The following is a 20488-nucleotide window of genomic DNA, read 5'->3' as shown; positions in this document are numbered from 1 at the left end:
TCGTAAAAATCGGCTTCTCGCTGATTGATACCTGATTCATTAACGACTTCAAGATCATTAAACCCTAGATGGGTGTCGGAGAAGTGGAGGATTCTCAACGCGTGCCTTTATCCAAAAATAATAATTCTTAATAGATTAATATCTCTTAGCTTAAAATCACTATATTTAGTTATTTTTAGAAAATATTATGATCTTTCAAGTACATCATAAAACACCTTAAACATACTTTCATCCTCGCTGTCCATAACAAGAGCGATCCGTTTTCCCATTTTTGTGTAGGTGTCGAGCAGATAGACCTGTTTACCTTGATGGGTGTAGAGCGACGAGGTCATCTTGGAGAGACCATAGGCCTGATGAGTTGGGTGCGAGTATTGTGTATGTGTCGATGAGAGATTACTCTGTATCATGATCTTCTCCTGATTAGTCGATGAGTTTGAAGGTAAGGGTTTTAACGGCATCATAAATACCCATTTGCGAATGCATCTCTTTGATTTTAAGACTCACCCATATCAGAGCTATAGTCGTGATCATTAATGATTCCATTGAATATCCTTTACGGTGTTAATTTAGATTTTGGTATGATGCACCATTGATTGGACAACACTGTGTCCGTTAAAGGAAAACCATGGGACAAATTCACGACTACGATAAAATCCTCACACGCCTCACCATCATATTGCAAAGATTATATGAGGGAGAAGTGCTTTCAGTTCAGGATTTAGCTGCTGAGTTCAATGTCTCGACTAAAACCATTCAGCGTGATTTCAACCAGCGCCTTATCCGCTTCCCTATCGAGAAGCAGGGGAGCAAATGGAAGATGCAAGGGGGACATTCACTCACCAAAGAACGCACCCCAGAAGAGGCACTCGTTCTGGAGATGCTGGGCAATATCGCAGAGGGGATCGGAAGCGAGTTTGGGGTTAAAGCCAAATCGCTTTTTTCCAAACTCCAAAACAATACTAAAAACCCCATCTATTCCAAAACCATCATCGAAGACATCTCCGATAAACTCGGACACTTCCATATCATCGAACAAGCTATTTTAGAGAACAAGATGGTACGGTTTCATTACAACAATAAACTCCGTCATGTCCATCCCTATAAGATTGTTTCCTTTGAAGGGTACTGGTATCTCTATGGTGAAGAGTTCATGGAGAGTAAACTCAAAACTTATTATTTCAAAGGGATCGATAATCTCGAAATCACCGAAGAATCATTTACCCCTAACGATGCAACGTACCGGATATTGGAACGTGCCATCAACGCATGGTTTGAGCCCGACAAAGAACCGTTCGAAGTGACCCTCAAAGCCTCCCCTGAGATCGCCAAATACTTCCACCGTAGACTATTGGCCAGTACTCAGCGAATACTCAAGACTTATGAGGATGGGAGTATAGAAATCGAAGTCCTTGCCACCTCAGAGCGTGAGATCATGCAAGAGGTCAAAAAATGGATGCCTGATCTCATCATCACCTCTCCTAAATCATTAGCCATCAAAGCTAAAAGCATTGCCGATAGCTTCCTCAGCCGTCAAATCGAAGAATTGATCGGGTAAACGGACACAATGGTGTCCAACTGCTCCTTTACACTGCTAATATCAAAACGTAAAGGATTACACGATGAAACGCACTTCATGGATGAAGAGAACTCAAGAAATGATTACGCAATGGATGTTTTTTGCGTTCTAAGTATCGGATTCATTAATGTATCAGCCTCTTGAAGCTATTATGAGACGTTACTTATTATTTAAATTTAATTTACAAACACATATCTTAATGACAAAGTAAAAAAATGAAAAATGACCATTTACCATTTGAAGAAGCAAGAGAATTTGTTAGAAATGTAGGGTTGCAAAATGCTCGTGAATGGAAATTATGGTCTAAAGGAGAACTTCCAGGTAAAGAGAAAAGACCTGATTTTATTCCATCAAACCCTGATGTCGTTTACAAACGAAGAGGTTGGCTTGGCTGGATAGACTGGATCAAACAACAACGCACTCCTGAATATTTGCCATTCAATGAAGCCAGAGAATTTATCAGAACTCAAAATCTGTCCGATGTAAAGGCATGGGTCCAATATTATCAAGGAAAACTACCAGGACGTAGAAAACCAGAAAATATACCTTGGAACCCTCATGAAATATATAAAACAGAATGGATAAGTTTAAGAGATTGGCTCGGAAGGACTTGGCGTGATTTTAAAAAGGCTAGAGAATTTGTAAGAAATTTAGGTCTTGGTGGAACTGTTGAGTGGAGAGCATATTGCCAAGGAGTTTTAGAAGGATATGAATCTAAGCCAAGTGATATTCCTACAGATCCGGCACGTGTTTATGAGAATGATGGTTTTGTTGACATGGGCGATTGGCTTGGGACTGGTAGAAAACGAAAAACTAATTATGGAACTGCTGATGATACATGGTTGACTTACGAAGAAGCAAAATCTTTTGTCCATACCCTAGGGCTTAGCGGATACGACGAATGGCGAGAATATGTTGATCAAAAATTTGTGAATCTTCCTATTAAGCCTGATGATATTCCCCGATCGCCACAGTTTGTCTATAAAAACGACGGATGGATAAATTGGAGTGATTGGGTAGGCGAAACTAGCAATAAAAAAGAATATAAAAATCATCAAGATGAAGAATGCGGAGAAAGCTATACCTTAGCGTTTTCGATAGATGAGATTGTTAAAGAATATGGTGATTTCAAGGGTACTCTGAAAATATTAGAAGAAATCTTAGCCAGTCATACTCATCATTCAATCATCGAACTTGATATAGATTTGGATACTGCAGCAGAGATCGAAACTATATTTTTTGGATTTAGAACACATCCAAATCGTCAATCTTTGTCATTAAAAGCGTTTACAGGTTTCATTTTTTTGGCGTATGTTGTTTTGAATCTCAAAGATCAATTACAACACGCTATTTGGAAACCCATTATTGATGATCTTGGCAAATACTCAGCTATCACTACTTTTTTTAAAGATAACTATTTTAATGCCAATGATTATCCAAACCAGTACTTAAAAGATACTATCAACATAGCTTGTAAGATCTTCAATTTGCGAAATGATTTCATCAATAGGGATGATCACCAATATCTGAGAAATACGATCCTGCTTCAAATCGGTTTACTTAATGAAAGTTTTTCGAATTTGAAACTGTGGCTTTCTAATTTCAATATGCCAATCGTAGTTTCAGAATTATTAGACCATGAATCAACGAATTGCTCTCACGAGTTCAATGATGGCTGGAGGGCATTGCGTAGATACCGAGACAATTTGATTACTCCTGAACAGATGAAATCCTTTATAAAACCAAATCCATGGTTCAAGCATATCGATTTGGACGTATTACTAAAAGCAGCAAAGCAAAAGAATAAAAAACAGTTGATTATTTCAACCGATGAGAATATGGATGTGTTTTATTTGAGCCATATTCATTATGACGAGCTAGGATTGAGCTTTACAGTGAATGCCCAAGATACCTATATGCTCAATCTCAGCGGCTATCGTTATGAGATCTATCTTGATAATAATTACGCTGGATTGCTTTTAGCGGATGCGGAAAAGCGGTTGGTACTTGAAGCACCAATGATTATCAGGAACCCGTTAAGTAATAGGATCAGTCTCGAAATACGAAATGAAGATCATGAAACTATCTATTCGACGCAACTTGTTTTATTTGATTTCAGCGAACAGCTTATCATATTCGATGAAGATGGTGAAATACATGCCAATATTTTCAAAAAATTGAATAGTAATAAAAAATATCACATCTTAATGGATGCAGATCTCGATTGTCCATTTAACCAAGATAATCAACGTGAATATTTTGAAAGCAATGCTATCTTAATTCCAGAGATCCGTGCGAAACACGACTGTAAGATTTTTTATAACGATGAATTTATTTTCGAGTTGAATTTTTCAGAAAGTGTTCATAAGCCGGATTTCTTCGATGAGATCGTTTTATATACGAAATCGGATAAATCATTTATCATTGACGAGGACTATCCCTTTATTCTTATGCGAATGCATGTTGATCCAAGTACCGATGAAGTGGATTTACAGCCTTTGCCTCAAGAAGTGCAAGTAATTAAGTGGACCTATTCTGGGGGTTATGCCGATAAGGATGACATTCAGGAAAACTCTATTCAGGCACCATTGTATGCTGAAATGATAACTTCTCCAAAACATACATTAATGCTCAAATATAATAACAAGGTTTTCAAAAAAGTTGTTTATTGCAATTTTTTTGAAAGAGCGCATCAATATAGACTCTTTGAGATCGATAAAGAAGGAAGCGCAAGACTGGTTGAACGGCAGAATTTATTGAATCGGAATGATTTAAAAAACAACCGATATTTTTTAAGTGATTTGAGCCATAGTGAAGAACTGTATCTCAAAAATAAATCGTATCTTTATCAAAAAATCGTCCCCAATACGTCAATCAATTTTGGAAAACTATCAGGATTTGGTGAATCTATATTTGTGACTGAACATCTTTACAATTCTGAGCTCATTGAGTTGTTTCAGTATCAAGACGCGCAAGAATATATGTCTGTTAAAGAGGGGGACATGAAAACCCTGTACTTTCATAAACACCCTCCTGTAAACTCAAAATTGATTGTTTTAGATGGCCATTATAATTATCACGAGTATTCTTCGGCTGAATTGGAAGAAAAGATTGAGAGCGGCAAATATTACTTCGATTTTGATATCGAGTCATGTTTATTAGTCTCAGGGAGCCATGTAATTGACAGCTGCAGCCGCCACGATCTTTTAAAGAACATACAAAATATAGATAACCCAGAAATAATGAAAAATTTGTTGGCGGGAAATTTCACATTTTTAGGCGACGATGCTAATTCTAAATATTTTCGTAAATTCGTCTTAAGTAATCCCGAAGACTCATATCTACTTTTGTATTCGGATTCTTTGAATATTAATAACCAGTATTTAGCAATCGATTTTTCAAAGCATAAATTATTGCTAGAACATATTCTCATGTCTGTCATGTTTGACAAAGAGAAGAGTGAAAAAGTGCTTCAAGGGCTAATACTTGCAGGGTGCGATAATAAACTGATTGAGACTCCGATCATTCTGTTTAATCTATTAAAATCTTCTGCTTCAAAAAGATTGGCTGGTTACTTTTACGGAATGGTAGAGGAAGCTGAGATTATTTGGGAAATTGATGACAGCTTTGTTCAAAGAATTGTGGATCATCTATTTGATACAACAGCTGTAAAAAGCCGCGATAAACATAATTTGAAAGTAGCTATGCATTCTATCAATGGAAATTATTATCTCAAAAAAGCGTTAGAGGAATTATTAAATGGGTAAATATCTTGATGCGATTGCTTTGTCGGACAATCTCAAAAAACGAATAGAAGAAACGATTATTTCAAATATCGCAATTCGCGACACTACAATGCTGGCTGAATTAAGGGCTATCATTGAAACAAAAGCGGATGGGCTTATATCAGACATTTTAGTTGAGGGCGCTTATTCTGCAAAAAAACATGAAGACATTTTGCGAAATATCCCATTTTTGAGCAAAAAATTTATTGAACTTTTGGATATGAACAAAATATTTAACCCTAATTATTTTCCATTCAAACACCAATATGAAACCCTCAAGCTTGTAAATGATATGGAGGAGAATAACAAGCCTGCAATCGTCGTTACCGCGCCCACAGGATCAGGGAAAACGGAATCATTTCTTTTGCCAATGCTCAATGATTTGGTCATTAAGCCTAGAAAAGCTGATGAAAAAGGAGTTAGGGCAATTATTCTATATCCTATGAATGCATTGGTCGCAGATCAGAATAAACGGTTATATAGCTATCTTCAAGGCCAATCTAACATTAGGATGTTTTTCTACAACAGCGAAACTCCAGAAGACAAAAAATACGCTACCGAAGAATTCAAAGATAAATGTTTTGTCAGAACTCGGAAAGAAGCTCGTGATAATCCACCCGACATAATGATCACCAATTATTCCATGTTAGAGTACATACTCTCTAGGCCTAATGACTACCCTCTGATTGGAAACGCGCTTAGAACTGTCATTGTCGATGAGGCGCATCTATATACAGGAACGCTTGCGGCCGAGGTATCCATGCTTCTCAAACGTGTAGCTGCCAAAGCCAAAGTGAAGACCTCCAGTATTCTTCATATTGCGACCACTGCTACTATATCAGAGGATAAAGAAGAGCAATGGAACTTTTTCAGTAAATTTTTTAATAAAGAGAACATTCAAAGCATAGCGGGCCAAAAGGAATTCAAAGAAATCGCTACTGATATAGATGTTAACGGTGAGGTAGCACAGTTTCACGACATCTCGGATTTAGTTAAAAAATCAAATTTTGAATTGTATAATGAATTCCAAGGATATAGAGTTTTCCCAAAAATACTTAAAATATTGGCCGAAAAATACGCTATCACCTTAAATGAATTGCTAGGGATTTTTGCAAATGGAATGGATGAACAGACATTACTGAACATCTTTACCATTGGTGCAAAAGCTCGTCAGAATGATAACGAAATGCCATTGCTTCCCCATAAAATGCATCTTCAGGTGCGGAGTTCTCAAGGATTTTCGGTATGTTCCAACCCCCATTGTTCAGATTCCAAAATTGAGGGGATTGGGAAGGTACACCACGGTTTATTTTATAACTGTACAACATGCAAAAGCCCTACATTGAATCTTGTCCGTTGTTCTGAATGTGGCGAACACTTCTATTGTGGGTCATTTAATGATAAAGATACATTGTTTTTAGAAAGGTACCCATCTAGATTATCTGAGAAAGAAGGAACCTTGTTGCTTAGTAAAATGGAATCTTCGGAACCAGTTTACATAGACGTGAATGGTAAAAAGTGTTCAGAATATGATTTCAACAATCAATTTTATAGACATTCAGAATGTCCTGTTTGTTCCAACGATGAGTTTTATAGCTTGGATGTAAGCGACCAGTTTCTTATTCCTCTTGTTGCGGAAACCATGTTGGTCAATATGCCTGAGATCGATAAAGAGGTTAATGTCTTCTTACCAGCCAAAGGAAGAAGGTTGCTGGCTTTTTCAGACAGTAGAAGCGCTGCTGCACGATTAGGACCTTTACTTACGTCACAGCATGAAACTCAACTATTCCGACGGCTCATTATAGATACGGTATCTCAAATTTCGATGCGATCAAAAGATAATGGGTTAAGAGATTTTTTTGAAGAAGAGATACGGGCCAACGAAAAAAAATTGAGTGAGACAGATAATCCATTGGTACGTATTAGAATACAAGAAAAAATCGACGAGGCGAAATCAGAGTTATCCAAAATGTATTCAGGAATTTCCATTGTTTCACTTGTTGAAGCTTTGGAAAAGCATCCTCTCTTGGGTGAGTTCTTTGATCGTGATAGGATGAAAGATCAATCTCCTGATGAACGAGAACAGCTTGCACATAACAAAAATTTAGATGGCATTGCCACATCTGTATATTTAAAACTTGCAGAGGCTCTAAGCGTACCAAATGAAAAACAAACGAATCTTGAAAGCATTGGATTAATTGGATTTGAATTTCAGCTTGATGCAGATGATTTGAAAACGTATTTAGACAGATACTTTTTGGGCTATAAGTTTGACTATGTCGCAATTATGAAAAGTTTTATTTATCTTTTTAGGAAACTAAGATCTGTTACTATTGAGTCATCCGATACAACCTATAAGGACTATCATTCAAGATTGATGGGACTTGGAACTTATGTTACTTTTAATGGAAAGAATAAAAATCTTTTCAATTTAAAAGCAACATCGCGTAATGCTGTTTACAAGTTTACGGCGCAAATTCTGAGTAATCTGAATATTGAAGATTCTGAGGATAATGTTTATAATTTTTTGGAAGCAGTTTACAACACGTTTATGTCATTAGCTAAACGTAATGATATCAAATGGGTAGAATGGGGGAAAATTCAAACAGAAGATGACAGGATTGTGGAAGCTTTTAGATTGGTATTTCATCAATTTACGATAAGCCAGCCTGAAAATCTGCACCTCAATACCATTAACAACACACTTTGGAAAGAAACTGTAGATGGACTAATCCCTCATCAAAACAGTATAACAGAGCTTCAAGCGGTTACTCAAGATGATTTAGACAAAGATCCCTATTTTTCACGCTATCGCAAACTTTATCGTGATGAATCATTGGAATTAAGCATGGGGCTATGGGCTGAAGAGCATTCCGCCCAGTTATCCTCACAAGAAAATCGACGGCTACAAGATTTATTCATTCAAGGAAAGAGAAATGTACTTTCTGCCACAACCACGCTTGAAGTCGGGATCGATATCGGTGGATTAAGTGGTGTATTAATGGCGAACGTGCCGCCTAACAAAGCTAACTACATTCAACGTTCAGGTCGTGCTGGCCGTAGAACTGACGGGTCATCGATTATTTTAACCTACACGAAAACTCGTCATTTCGATCAAAATGTCTTTAGAAATTTCAAGTTTTATCTTGATAAACCGCATAAAAAATTGACTATCTCATTGGAAAAAGAGAAGCTTGCAATCAGGCACTTGAATTCCTATATGCTGAGCAAATTTTATGAGAATAATGTCAGTGCGGATGGATTGATTTTTGATTCCTTTAAAAGCATGGGATATTTTGTGGGGGTGTACGAACTTCCAAAACACACGGATAATGCCTATGGACGTGTTGAATTGGATGTCGATGAGAATTCGATATGTCAACAATTCCTCAAGTTTTTATCTTCTTACGCAGTAACTTTATCAGATGAGGAAATCTTTGAAGATATATTCAAATATACGAATAAAAAGCCAGAGTTTAAAGCGCTAATCCGTAACTTTTATAATGCGATCGATGGGATTAGTACTGACTATTTGAACAATCTAAAAGCACTCTATGCAGATTGGAATTTTGCGACATCGGCCAGCCATAAAAATGCGATTCGCTACAGTATCAAACAAAAGCATGGGGAAAGCCTTATCGAAGTTTTTTCCAATGCACAGGTATTACCTAAGTATGGGTTTCCTATAGATGTGAAAACCTTGCAGGTAATCAATGGCAAGAAGCTATTTGAGCTATCCCGAGGAAGCTTTTTGGCATTATCAGAATACGTGCCAGGATCAAAAATTCTTGCAGGTGGTATGTTGGTTGAATCCAAAGGGATTTCAAAACACTTCACCGGAACTAATTTGGATGAAGCATTTGGAGAAAAAGGGTTCATTTATACGTGTTCAAATGGCCATTTTTTCACTTCACCTTATACAAAAGTACATGAATGTAATATGCCAGGATGTACAGGAATCATTCGCCCATCATCGCATTATTTAATTCCTGAATATGGCTACATCACAGCAGCATCGGATAAATTATCCTATGATGCTGGCAATCCTGAAAAAGTAGGTAAATTAGAAATCCATAGTGCCATTCATAATAGAGAAGATAGTGATGTTGTTTTTGAGTATGAAGATTTTTCTGTCGTCTACAAAGATAAAGCTACAATTTATGGCATTAACAAAGGCGATAAAGGATTAGGATTTGCTGTTTGTACCAAATGCGGATATACCGTATCAGAGAACGATAAAGCTGAAAATGGGACTTATGACAAACTTCCAAATGGTTTCAAAAAACACCCACCAATATATAGCGAATCGAATTCCATTAAATGTCTGGACACTACACCCACAGTTTGGAGAAATCATCAACTGTTAGCCAAAATGACAACAGATGCTATTTTGATCATACCAAAGAGAAAAATTGATGGAATATTATTAGCACAAACTTTGTCGAATGCATTTCAACTTAGTGGAGCAGATGAGTTAGGTATTGATGAAAGAGAGATAAGTTCTTTGGTTCTAGAATCTGATGGCTACTTTAACATTCTGCTTTACGATAATCAATCTGGTGGAGTAGGGTATGTTTACGATTTGGCCAAAAATCGGTGGGAAAGTTGGATGCTTAAAGCTACAGAAAGATTATTTATTGATCAAAAGCACGATGACGAGTGTCTACATGGGTGTATTAAATGTATTGTGACAATGAATACGAATGAACCACTTCCAAGAAAAGAGACTCTGCAGTATTTAGAGAACAAAGATCTCGTGAACAATAAAACAACTGCCAAAAAAAAATCAGCAACTATTGTAAAAGAAGAATTAACCAAGGATGATAGGTTGAAAAGATTTAAAAAATAGTAATTTATATGTATTACTATAGGAATAATACAAAAACTACTTGACAAGATGCATTTTAATAATGTATTATTTCTAAAATAAAACAATTGGAGCAGTGATGAAGTTAGAAAAACTATCAATCATCAGAATTGGTTTGCCTTTAGCTCGTAAAAAAGGTGACATTCATGATGATCAATTTTTTAGATACAAAACGGTCACATTAAAAGCTTTCTCTTCAACGGGTCATTTATTTCATGATGAGCTCGATGAGTTTATAGCCAATGAAGAGTTGAATGAAAGCTACATCACACAAGAAGGTGATATTTTGGTCAGATTGAGAGAACCAAATACTGCCGTATATATTGATAAGAAAAGCTCTGGCTTACTTGTTCCAGCACTCATGGCAATTATCAAACCAAAGAAGGAAGTCAATAGCAGTTACCTTACACACTATATTAACTCCAATGAAGCACAAAAAAGACTTCACAAAGAGCTGCAAGGCACAACGATACAAATGCTCAAAGCGAGTGAATTAGCTGATTTGGAAATAACTCTTCCATCTCTGCACACTCAAGAGAAAATCGTATCTATACTCAATCTTGCCAACCAAGAAATCGAACTATTAGAAGAACTCAAAACTCTAAAAACCCAATTCAAAAACGAACTGCTCGACACTATTTTAAATAAGGAAATAAATAAATGAAAACAACAAAAGAAGTAATTAACAACGTAGTATGGAAAGCGTGTGACACATTTCGGGGGACAATGGATAGTTCACAGTATAAAGACTATGTCCTCAGTATGCTATTTGTCAAATATCTATCGGATTTCTATAAAGAGAAACTTCAAACCCTCAATGAAAAATACAACGGCGATGAAGATCGGGTACAAAGAGCACTCCAGAGAGAAAAATTTGTTCTCGATGAGAGCTGCACGTTCGAATATCTACTCAAACATAAAGAGGCAAACAATCTTGGTGACGTGATCAATAAAGCCCTTGAAAAAATAGAGGAAGACAACCCAGAAAAGCTCGAAGGGATCTTTAGGAACGTTGATTTTAATGACAAAAAAATTCTCGGCGATACCAAAGAGAGAAATGCAATCCTAAAACATCTTCTCGAAGATTTTAGCGATTCGCGACTGGATTTGAGCCCGAGCAAACTCACTGGTCAAGATATTATCGGAGATAGCTATGAATACTTAATCGCACATTTTGCGAGTGACGCGGGGAAAAAAGGTGGAGAATTTTTTACACCAAGTGAAGTCTCAACGCTTCTGGCAAAACTCGTAGAACCTAAAGAGGGAGATCGCATCTATGATCCGACATGTGGATCTGGATCACTTCTAATCAAGGCAAGTCAAGAGGTAGGAAGTCCAAATTTTGCCATCTATGGACAAGAGAAAAATGGACAAACTCACGCATTATGCCGGATGAATATGTATCTGCACGAGATTAACGATGCAAAAATCGCATGGGGAGATACTATTAGAAATCCTCTACATGTCGAAGATGACAAACTAATGAAATTTGACGTAGTAGTTGCCAACCCACCGTTTAGTCTCGATAAATGGGGTGCGGATTTTGCAGAAAATGACCCATACAGAAGATTTAATGATTACGGCTTACCACCAAAAAGCAAAGGGGATTATGCCTTTGTTACGCACATGATCAAAAGCCTCAATGAAAAAGGGCGAATGGGTGTTGTACTCCCACATGGTGTGTTGTTTCGTGGTGCCAGTGAAGGAAGAATCAGAGAAAAATTAATTAATGAAAACCTGCTTGATGCCGTCATTGGATTGCCGGCGAACCTCTTCTTTGGTACCGGTATACCAGCGACAATCTTAGTATTTAAAAAGAACCGAACCCATAAAGACATTTTCTTTATCGATGCAAGCCGTGAGTTTGATAAGGCTAAAAACCAAAATAACTTAGCTGATGAATACATAGCAAAAATTCTTAATACTTATCACAAAAGAGAAGAGATAGAAAAGTACTCTCATGTAGCGACTTTGGAAGAGATCCAAGAAAACGACTACAACCTCAATATTCCTAGATATGTAGACACATTCGAAGAGGAAGAAGCAGTCGATATCGAAGCGACAAAAATAAGTATTGCCAAGGTGGAAGCTGAATTGGCAACTATCAAAACCAAAATGAGTGAATATCTCCAAGAGCTAGGGCTTTAGTATGGAAGCAATTGTACCAACAGGTTATAAAAAAACTAAAGTTGGAATCATCCCAACAGATTGGAATTTATATCGAATCGACGAGGTACTGAAAAGAGTACGAAAGCCTCTCGAAGTAAAACCTGACGAGAATTACCAAGAAATTGGGATTCGTTCTCATGGTAAGGGACTTTTCTATAAAAAGTTTACTACTATCGATGAGATAGGAGATAAATCAGTATTTTGGATTGAACCTGACTGCTTTATTGTCAATATTGTATTTGCATGGGAACAAGCTATTGGCAAAACAACAGTAAATGAAATCGGAATGATCGCTTCGCATAGATTTCCAATGTATAAGCCTCAAAAGAATGTACTAGATCTTGATTATTTGGTTTATTTATTTAAATCTAAGCGAGGAAAATATTTGCTTGAACTCGCTTCTCCAGGTGGAGCAGGACGCAATAAAACACTAGGACAAGGTGAATTTGCAGAACTCAAAATACCATTACCATCATATCAAGAACAACAAAAAATAGCTCAAATTCTTGCTACTTGGGATGAAGCTATTATCAAACAAGAAGAGCTGATCAAAGAAAAAGAACAGTCCAAAAAAGGGCTTATGCAAAAGCTTTTAAGCGGTGAAGTTCGCTTTGATGGGTTTACTGATGAGTGGGAAGAAGTGAGATTGGGAGAAACTTGTGATTGTCTTGATAACATGAGAAAACCACTTAATGATGAAGAAAGACAGAAACTTCAAGGAAATATACCATATTGGGGTGCTAATAATATTATGGATTATATTAATAATTATATATTTGATGAAACTATTGTTTTATTAGCTGAAGATGGTGGAAATTTTAATGAATACAATACTCGTCCTATTGCTAATATTTCATATGGAAAATGTTGGGTTAATAATCATACTCATGTTTTAAGAGGAAAAAAGAATATTCTAATAAATGAGTTTTTATTTTACTCGTTAGTCCATAAAAATATTACTGGTTATGTTGGTGGTGGAACTCGTTCAAAATTAACAAAAAGTGAAATGCTAAAAATTCAAATTCTCATGCCTTCACTCCCAGAACAACAAAAAATAGCAGAAGGTTTAAGTCTTGCTGATGCTGAAATCAACCTTCTAAAAAACGAGCTTCAAGAGTTAAAACAGCAGAAAAAAGGTCTTATGCAAAAATTACTAACTGGAGAAGTGAGGGTTAAAGTATGAATAATCAAAAAATGAAAATTTTAAGTTTGGATGGTGGTGGTGTCAGAGGGTACTTAACTGCTATGATTTTAGAAAATGTAGAAAAACAACTGAACAATCGAGATGGTTCTAATAAACCTATAGGAGAATACTTTGATTTAATCGCTGGAACTTCGACTGGTGCAATTATCGCTGGACTATTAGCTATTGGAAAAAGTGCTACGGAGGTAAGAAAAATTTACGAGGAAGATATCAAAGAAATTTTTTCAGATGAAATGAAAAACTATAAATGTCTAGATTTTTTTCCTTTTAATATATTTCGTACAAAATATAAACAAGACAAATTAGTAGAAAGAGCAGAAAATCATTTTAAAAAACTAACATTTGAATATCCAAAAGATATTAAAACTCATTTATTGATTACAAGTGTTGATATTACCACTATGACTCCACGATTTCATAAATCGGCTTATAATCACAAAAATAAGCCTAGAGAAGATGAATTATTGTCAAATGCAATTATTGCTTCGGCTTCGGCACCATCTTACTTCCCCGTAAAAGAAAAACTTAAATACTCTAGTAACTTAATAGATGGTGGAATTGTGGCAAATAATCCATCATTAGTAGCTCTGATAGATAGTTTTTCTTTTACAGAACATGAAAACAAAGATGATGTAGTCTTATTATCGGTTGGAACAGGGAAAGCTTGTGAAATTCCTTATGATGTTGAACCATTGCAAAATACAACAATTAAGTGGTTGAGACAAAATGGTTCGATTCCTTTGGTTGAAATTCTTATGAACTCACAAGTTGCTTTGGCTGAATTTCAAACAAGTTTCTTAATGGACAAACTTGGCTGTAAAAATCAATATGAAAGAATAAATCCTAATTTAGGTATAAAAATACAACTAGATGATGCAAATAAGATTGATTTATTAAAAAATTTAGCTGATTTGGATCAAGCTAAAACCACATGGGTATTAAATAATTTATAGGAGTAAAGAGATGATTGATTGCAACAAAGAGATAACTAACTTTTATAATGAAAAAGTTAGATTGAAAGATGTTTGGAAAACACTAGGTGAATACAGAGAATCAAATTTAACTAGACTTTCAAATGGATTGATTAAAAACTCAAATCCACAATATAGTAACTCTATAAATCAAGGATCATATGCAATGAGTACAATCATTCAGCATCCAGATAATGATTATGATATAGATATTGGAATTATTTTTACAAAAGATGCACTAAAAGGTACTCAAGGTGGAGATAAAACTGCACTTGATACTAGAAAAATGGTTTGTGAAGCTATGCAAGATGATAGGTTCAAAAAAGAACCCGAGGTATTAAAAAATTGTGTAAGAGTTTACTATGAAGAAGGGCATCATGTTGATATGGCTATTTATAGGAAATATACAAATGATAGTGGTGCTGAAATACAAGAATTAGCAAGTTCAAATTGGGAAGAATCTAACCCTGAAGCTATTACAAAATGGTTTAATAAAGCTGTAATTGACAAAAGTCCAGATGTAAATAATGGGAAACAACTTAGACGAGTTGTTAGACTATTGAAAAAATGGGCTAGAAGCAGAAACTCATGGAATATGCCAAGTGGATTGATTCTTTCTATTTTATCTGAAGAATGTTATGTTAGTGTATTAAATCGTGATGATGAGTCGTTTTATAAAACGATTAAAGCAATAAAAAGTAGATTATACTTTAATAAAATAGTTAATAATCCTACTAATGGTAAAGAAATTACCTCTAGCGATAAACATAAAAATAAAGTTCAAAATTTATATGATAAATTAACTGAAATGTTTGATTCAACTAAAGGTATAAATTTAAGTGAATTAGAAACCACTCAAGACAAGAAAAAAGCATTGTTGATTTGGAAGAAGTTTTTTAATGATGACTTTTTTGAAAGTCAAGTTGAGAATGTAGCTAAATCGGCAATATTAACTCCTAATCAGCCTTGGCGAACATGATTGACGAAATAAAAAAATTAAATTATAAAATAAATCTTTCAAAGAGTGATCAACTTTGGATACAAAATGAGTATCCGAATATAACAATTTCACCAAATAAATTAAGTGGTGAAATTTGTTTCCAAAGAACATACAATAATATTACTATACTTGATAGTTTCAATATAGAAATTTTTTTAAGTCATAATGAACAGTCAATACTTCCAAAAGTTAAATGTTTAGATAATAAAATTGAAAATATTGCCAAGTCTTTAAACCTAAAAATGGATCAGCTACATACTAATTCTGATGGTTCTTTTTGTTTAACTGTTTATCCAAAAGAAAAATCATTTTTTACAAATGAACAATTTAATATTCAAGAATTTTTTATAAATTTATTAGAACCTTATTTATATTGGATTTGTTATTATGAAAAATACAAACAAGCACCTTGGGGCGAATATTCTCATGGCATGTTAGGAATATTAGAATATATTGAAGAAGAAGAAAATATTGATTTTAAAAAAGTTTATAACATCATGAAAAAGAATAATATACCTCTTCGAAAACTCATCTCTATTTATCGACAAAACAAATGCATATGTGACGAAAGTAAAAATAAAAATAAATCAGAAGGTAAATTTAGAAATTGTCATAAAAGATCATGGCAAGGAATTAAAAAGATACGTGCATTAACTTGTGCAAAGATAAAGGCAACAAGATGAACCCAAATATCTCCAATGAAACCACTATTCAAAACAACACTATAGAACTTTTAAAGAATATGGGCTATACCTACATTAGCCAAGAAGAGAATGTAAAAATTCGCAATGGCAAACTCGGAGAGGTAATACTAAAAGACATTCTCCTCGAACAACTGCAAAAAATAAATGGTTTCGAATATAAAGGGGTAGAATATACATTTTCCCCAAAAAACATCGCCAAAGCGATCGAAGAACTCAATGTACCACTCAATGAAGGACTCATGAGTGCCAACCAAAAAATCAGTGACAAACTCATGCTTGGAACCAGTTATGATGAAGAGCTGATCGATGGTGTCAAAAAAAGCTTCTCTCTCCAGTATATCGATTTCAAAAATCCTGAAAACAATATATTTCATGTCACAGAAGAGTTCACTGTCAATCGCCAAATTACATCTGAAGTTGAGAAGACAAGACGCCCTGACTTGGTACTATTTATCAACGGTATTCCCTTTGCTGTGATCGAGCTGAAAAAATCAAGTGTAGACGCGGAGCAAGGTATCTCCCAAATGATCCGCAATCAAGGTAAAGACGAAATTCCTCATCTCTTCAAATACATTCAACTCACCATTGCCGGAAATAACCATAGCCCTAAATACGCAACTGCCGGGACACCTAAAAAATTCTATGCTGTATGGGAAGAGGAAGAGTTTAAAAATGAGCCGAATTATCTCATAGAAAACAGATCTGTTAGTGCACTGGACAAAACTATTTTTGCACTGTTTAGCAAAAATCGCGTGATCGAAATCTTGCACTCTTATATCATCTTTGACAATAAGATCAAGAAAGTGGCTCGTTATCAGCAGTTCTTTGCGATCAAAGAAATCGTTAAAAAGATAAATGTGTTTGATAATACCGGTAGACGCGGCGGAGGTCTTGTTTGGCACACACAAGGAAGCGGGAAGTCACTCACCATGGCAATGCTTACAAAAGTGATCAAACGGGATATCGCAGGTTCTAAAATCATTGTGGTCACGGATAGAACGGATTTGGATAGACAGATACATACAACGTTTGCCAACAGTGAAATCAAAGCGGGACGTGCCAGCAGCGGTCATGATTTGATTGAAAAACTACAATCGGGCATGAGCGTCATAACCACTCTGATTCATAAATTTGAAACGGTTGAAAAAGAAAAAATCGTCTTGGATGATCCAAATATTTTCGTGCTCGTGGATGAATCACACCGAACCCAAGGCGGTGATCTACACAAGTCAATGAAAAAAGTGTTTGACAACGGATGCTATCTCGGGTTTACGGGAACACCTCTGCTCAAACGTGAGAAAAGCTCTATCGCTAAATTTGGCGGGTTGATCCACAAATATACAATCGATCAGGCAGTACGAGACAATGCGGTTTTACCGTTGCTGTATGAAGGTAGATTGGTAGATCAATGGGTTAATGATCAAAACGGGCTGGATCGTCGATTTGAGATGATATCTCGCGATCTAAATGATGAACAAAAAATGGATCTGAAAAGAAAATGGGCGAGATTTCAGAGAATCGCTTCCAGTGAACGACGTCTGGAGATGATCGCGCTCGATATCAATGAACATTTCATTAGAAACATACAGGGGACAGGATTCAAAGCGATGCTGGCTACCAGCAGTAAATACGAAGCGATCAAATATCACTCTATTTTCGAAGAGTTTGGCAATATCAAAACCTCTTTTGTCATTTCGGCTCCCGATACTCGTGAAGGACATGACGAAGTCGATGAAAGCAATAAACAATTCGTTATCGAAGCATGGAATAAACTTATTAGAAAGTATGGTGACGAAGAACGCTTCCTCGAAAAGATCAAAGACGAATTTATTGAGGGTGATGAGATAGAATTGCTGATCGTAGTCGATAAACTTTTGACCGGATTTGATGCACCCAGAGCCGCGATACTTTACATTGACAAAGAGCTCAAAGAGCATAATCTCTTACAGGCTATTGCGCGTGTAAACCGCTTGTATGATGGAAAAGACTTTGGATTTATTGTTGATTATCGAGGGCTTTTAGGAAATCTTGACCAAGCTCTAACTTCATACAGTTCACTCGATGGCTTCGAAGAAGAGGATCTTTTGGGTGCTGTCATCGACATCAAAGAAGAAGTGGCGAGAGTAAAAACATTTTATTCTCATCTCAAAGAGCTTTTTGACCTTGTAGACAATAAAAATGATCAAGAGAGTTATGAAGTTTTCTTGGGGGATGAGGATAAGAGAAAAGAGTTTTATGAGCTCCTATCATCTTACGCAAGAGCACTCAAGCTCGCTCTATCCAGCGACAAGATCACAGAAGTCTTCACTAAAGCAGAAATCGAAGAGTATAAAAGGGCTATGAAGTTCTACAGTGAACTCCGTAAAAGTGTCAAAATCCGCTACCACGAAGAGGTAGATTTCGGCAAATACGAAAAGCAGATGCAAAAACTTCTGGATACATTCATCAGTGCCGAAGAGGTTAATCAACTCACCAAGCTCGTTAATATCTTTGAAGCAGACTTTGAAAAAGAGCTTGATCGTGTTGTGGGAGACAATGCCAGAGCAGATACTATCATTAGTGCAAGTACAAAAGTTATTTCTGAACGTCGTGAGCAAAATCCGGCGTATTACGACAAGCTCTCTAAACGCATCCAAGAGATTTTGGATGAGTATAAAGAGGGGCGGCTCAGTGATGAAGACAAACTCAAACACGCAAAAGATATTCGTTCACTATTGATGCAAAAAAATAGTGACGATCTTGACGAATACCCGGAACAGATCAAACATAACCCTACAGCTCGATCATTTTACGATAACCTGAAGCAACACATGCAGGATCTACCTACTGAAACATTTATCGAAGTTGTCATAAAAGTGGACTCTATATTTAAAGAAGCATCCAAAAAACCTGATTGGGAAAATAATAATGATGTAAAAAATGCTATCGATCAAGAGATTGACGATTTGCTTTGGGAGCTAGAGAGTACCCACAATATTAAATTTGCGGATTTAGATGACATCATCGCCCAAGTTCGTTCCATCGGCATCAACAACTATGCAAAGAGATAACATTACAATCATCTATAAGGATATCAAGCACGCCAATTTAAAAGTCAAACCAAATCAAGAAGTATTACTAACGGTGCCTCTTGATATGACGGATAGAGAAATTGACCATATTCTATATAAAAGATCCAATTGGGTCAAACAGCAGCTTGCAATCTTTCAAAAAAATACCCAACCAAAAAAAGAGCTAGTGAGTGGTGAAAGCTTTGTATATCTCGGTAGGAATTATCGCCTAAAGGTGATCGAATCAAATGAAGAGAAAGCTCGACTGAATCGTGGATATTTTGAGCTTTTTGTTAAAGACAAAAATGACTATAGCAAGAAAGAAAAGCTTATCAATGATTGGTATAAATCTAGGGCTATCGAGTATTTTCAGAAAAATATTGCAAAATATAACACTATCGTCAAACTAGAGATCAAAGCAGTTCGGATTAGATCAATGAAAACTCGTTGGGGATCTTGTAACCCAAAGAAATCGTATATCAATCTAAATCTTGAACTTATCAAGAAACCAAAAAGCTCAATCGAGTATGTCATTTTTCATGAATTGGTTCATTTGATCTATAATGACCATAGTAAAAGCTTCTACAATTATCTGAGTTTACACATGCCAGATTGGCAGAAGAGAAAAGAAAAATTAGAATCAAGTTGATAATTGGTTAAAAGCCAGAAGAAATAATTCCAAAATCACACATATATTGATTAAAAATTGTTTAATGTACTCTATAATGTACTTTTTGAATATTAAAATCTTTTAAATAGCGTAAAATAGGGAGTGGAATGTAGTGCCCACTGGTACCACCCCCTTAAAATACCCATGAATAAGTACTTTAGTTAGGTTTTAAAATCATAAAAGTTTATATTATTTTTTTATGAAAAACACAATGGGTGCCAAAAACGGGTATCACTTTACTGTCAATAGATATATTGACTTATCTGCATTTGTATTTAGTTTGATAAAAGAATGCGTATGCTTTCATAGTATTTAATCTATTCTTCTCTTTTTTACTCTCCTTTTTTTGTAATTAATATGACATTTTTATTATTTCATAGAGAACTAGCTAGTCATTTCAGTTTTTGATGCTTTTATTAACAAATGTCGCTCATACGATATTCTAAAGTACGTCAAGAAGTAGCCGCCGAATCACTGGAAGATTTTTTAAAT

The 20488-nt window shown here is 35.7% G+C and carries 13 protein-coding genes; 11 read left to right on the top strand and 2 right to left on the bottom strand.

Annotated elements, in window-relative coordinates:
• Window positions 1-185 precede the first annotated feature (185 nt).
• Together PHC76_RS13930 and PHC76_RS13925 are read right to left on the bottom strand one after the other, a co-directional pair.
• Entirely contained in the window at window positions 186-407 is a 222-nt protein-coding gene (locus PHC76_RS13930) for a hypothetical protein (protein ID WP_300210534.1), read from the bottom strand.
• Window positions 408-420: 13 nt separating this feature from the next.
• Complete coding sequence (locus tag PHC76_RS13925) at window positions 421-543, bottom strand: hypothetical protein (RefSeq protein WP_300210533.1); 123 nt, start codon at window positions 541-543, stop codon at window positions 421-423.
• A gap of 82 nt (window positions 544-625) precedes the next feature.
• On the opposite strand from PHC76_RS13925, the gene PHC76_RS13920 reads away from it, so the two are divergent.
• The 11 genes from PHC76_RS13920 to PHC76_RS13870 all read left to right on the top strand — a co-directional run bounded on the left by PHC76_RS13920 (window position 626) and on the right by PHC76_RS13870 (window position 19975).
• Entirely contained in the window at window positions 626-1555 is a 930-nt protein-coding gene (locus PHC76_RS13920) for a WYL domain-containing protein (RefSeq protein ID WP_300210532.1), read from the top strand.
• Window positions 1556-1791: 236 nt separating this feature from the next.
• Entirely contained in the window at window positions 1792-5343 is a 3552-nt protein-coding gene (locus tag PHC76_RS13915) for a hypothetical protein (RefSeq protein ID WP_300210531.1), read from the top strand.
• On the top strand, window positions 5336-10210 hold the full coding sequence (locus PHC76_RS13910; RefSeq protein ID WP_300210530.1) for a DEAD/DEAH box helicase: 4875 nt from the start codon (window positions 5336-5338) through the stop codon (window positions 10208-10210). The genes PHC76_RS13915 and PHC76_RS13910 overlap by 8 nt, the downstream gene beginning before the upstream one ends.
• 97 nt (window positions 10211-10307) lie before the next feature.
• On the top strand, window positions 10308-10892 hold the full coding sequence (locus PHC76_RS13905; RefSeq protein ID WP_300210529.1) for a restriction endonuclease subunit S: 585 nt from the start codon (window positions 10308-10310) through the stop codon (window positions 10890-10892).
• Window positions 10889-12376 carry a type I restriction-modification system subunit M gene (locus tag PHC76_RS13900; RefSeq protein WP_300210528.1) on the top strand — a complete coding sequence of 496 codons (1488 nt, stop codon included), beginning with the start codon at window positions 10889-10891 and terminating at the stop codon, window positions 12374-12376. The genes PHC76_RS13905 and PHC76_RS13900 overlap by 4 nt, the downstream gene beginning before the upstream one ends.
• A 1-nt stretch (window position 12377) precedes the next feature.
• On the top strand, window positions 12378-13580 hold the full coding sequence (locus PHC76_RS13895) for a restriction endonuclease subunit S (protein ID WP_300210527.1): 1203 nt from the start codon (window positions 12378-12380) through the stop codon (window positions 13578-13580).
• Window positions 13577-14554, top strand: a complete 978-nt coding sequence (locus PHC76_RS13890; protein ID WP_300210526.1) for a patatin-like phospholipase family protein — start codon at window positions 13577-13579, stop codon at window positions 14552-14554. Before PHC76_RS13895 ends, PHC76_RS13890 begins: the two co-directional genes overlap by 4 nt.
• 10 nt (window positions 14555-14564) lie before the next feature.
• Window positions 14565-15551 (top strand): cyclic GMP-AMP synthase DncV-like nucleotidyltransferase, encoded by a 987-nt coding sequence (locus tag PHC76_RS13885; protein ID WP_300210525.1) that lies wholly within the window; start codon window positions 14565-14567, stop codon window positions 15549-15551.
• Entirely contained in the window at window positions 15548-16255 is a 708-nt protein-coding gene (locus tag PHC76_RS13880) for a hypothetical protein (protein WP_300210524.1), read from the top strand. Before PHC76_RS13885 ends, PHC76_RS13880 begins: the two co-directional genes overlap by 4 nt.
• A complete protein-coding gene (locus tag PHC76_RS13875) occupies window positions 16252-19326 on the top strand; it encodes an HsdR family type I site-specific deoxyribonuclease (protein WP_300210523.1) in 3075 nt (1024 codons plus the stop codon). Before PHC76_RS13880 ends, PHC76_RS13875 begins: the two co-directional genes overlap by 4 nt.
• Window positions 19271-19975, top strand: a complete 705-nt coding sequence (locus PHC76_RS13870; RefSeq protein WP_300210522.1) for a SprT family zinc-dependent metalloprotease — start codon at window positions 19271-19273, stop codon at window positions 19973-19975. Before PHC76_RS13875 ends, PHC76_RS13870 begins: the two co-directional genes overlap by 56 nt.
• Window positions 19976-20488 lie beyond the last annotated feature (513 nt).

This window comes from Sulfuricurvum sp., assembly GCF_028710345.1.
GTDB lineage: Bacteria > Campylobacterota > Campylobacteria > Campylobacterales > Sulfurimonadaceae > Sulfuricurvum.
Note: the sequence above shows the minus strand (reverse complement) of the source record. Positions and strands in the feature narration are given on the sequence as shown.

What these genes read in the sequence shown, in the direction of transcription:
- PHC76_RS13930 (WP_300210534.1), bottom strand. Translation starts at nt 407, where the DNA reads ATGATACAGAGTAATCTCTCATCGACACATACACAATACTCGCACCCA.
- PHC76_RS13925 (WP_300210533.1), bottom strand. Translation starts at nt 543, where the DNA reads ATGGAATCATTAATGATCACGACTATAGCTCTGATATGGGTGAGTCTT.
- PHC76_RS13920 (WP_300210532.1), top strand. Translation starts at nt 626, where the DNA reads ATGGGACAAATTCACGACTACGATAAAATCCTCACACGCCTCACCATC.
- PHC76_RS13915 (WP_300210531.1), top strand. Translation starts at nt 1,792, where the DNA reads ATGAAAAATGACCATTTACCATTTGAAGAAGCAAGAGAATTTGTTAGA.
- PHC76_RS13910 (WP_300210530.1), top strand. Translation starts at nt 5,336, where the DNA reads ATGGGTAAATATCTTGATGCGATTGCTTTGTCGGACAATCTCAAAAAA.
- PHC76_RS13905 (WP_300210529.1), top strand. Translation starts at nt 10,308, where the DNA reads ATGAAGTTAGAAAAACTATCAATCATCAGAATTGGTTTGCCTTTAGCT.
- PHC76_RS13900 (WP_300210528.1), top strand. Translation starts at nt 10,889, where the DNA reads ATGAAAACAACAAAAGAAGTAATTAACAACGTAGTATGGAAAGCGTGT.
- PHC76_RS13895 (WP_300210527.1), top strand. Translation starts at nt 12,378, where the DNA reads ATGGAAGCAATTGTACCAACAGGTTATAAAAAAACTAAAGTTGGAATC.
- PHC76_RS13890 (WP_300210526.1), top strand. Translation starts at nt 13,577, where the DNA reads ATGAATAATCAAAAAATGAAAATTTTAAGTTTGGATGGTGGTGGTGTC.
- PHC76_RS13885 (WP_300210525.1), top strand. Translation starts at nt 14,565, where the DNA reads ATGATTGATTGCAACAAAGAGATAACTAACTTTTATAATGAAAAAGTT.
- PHC76_RS13880 (WP_300210524.1), top strand. Translation starts at nt 15,548, where the DNA reads ATGATTGACGAAATAAAAAAATTAAATTATAAAATAAATCTTTCAAAG.
- PHC76_RS13875 (WP_300210523.1), top strand. Translation starts at nt 16,252, where the DNA reads ATGAACCCAAATATCTCCAATGAAACCACTATTCAAAACAACACTATA.
- PHC76_RS13870 (WP_300210522.1), top strand. Translation starts at nt 19,271, where the DNA reads ATGACATCATCGCCCAAGTTCGTTCCATCGGCATCAACAACTATGCAA.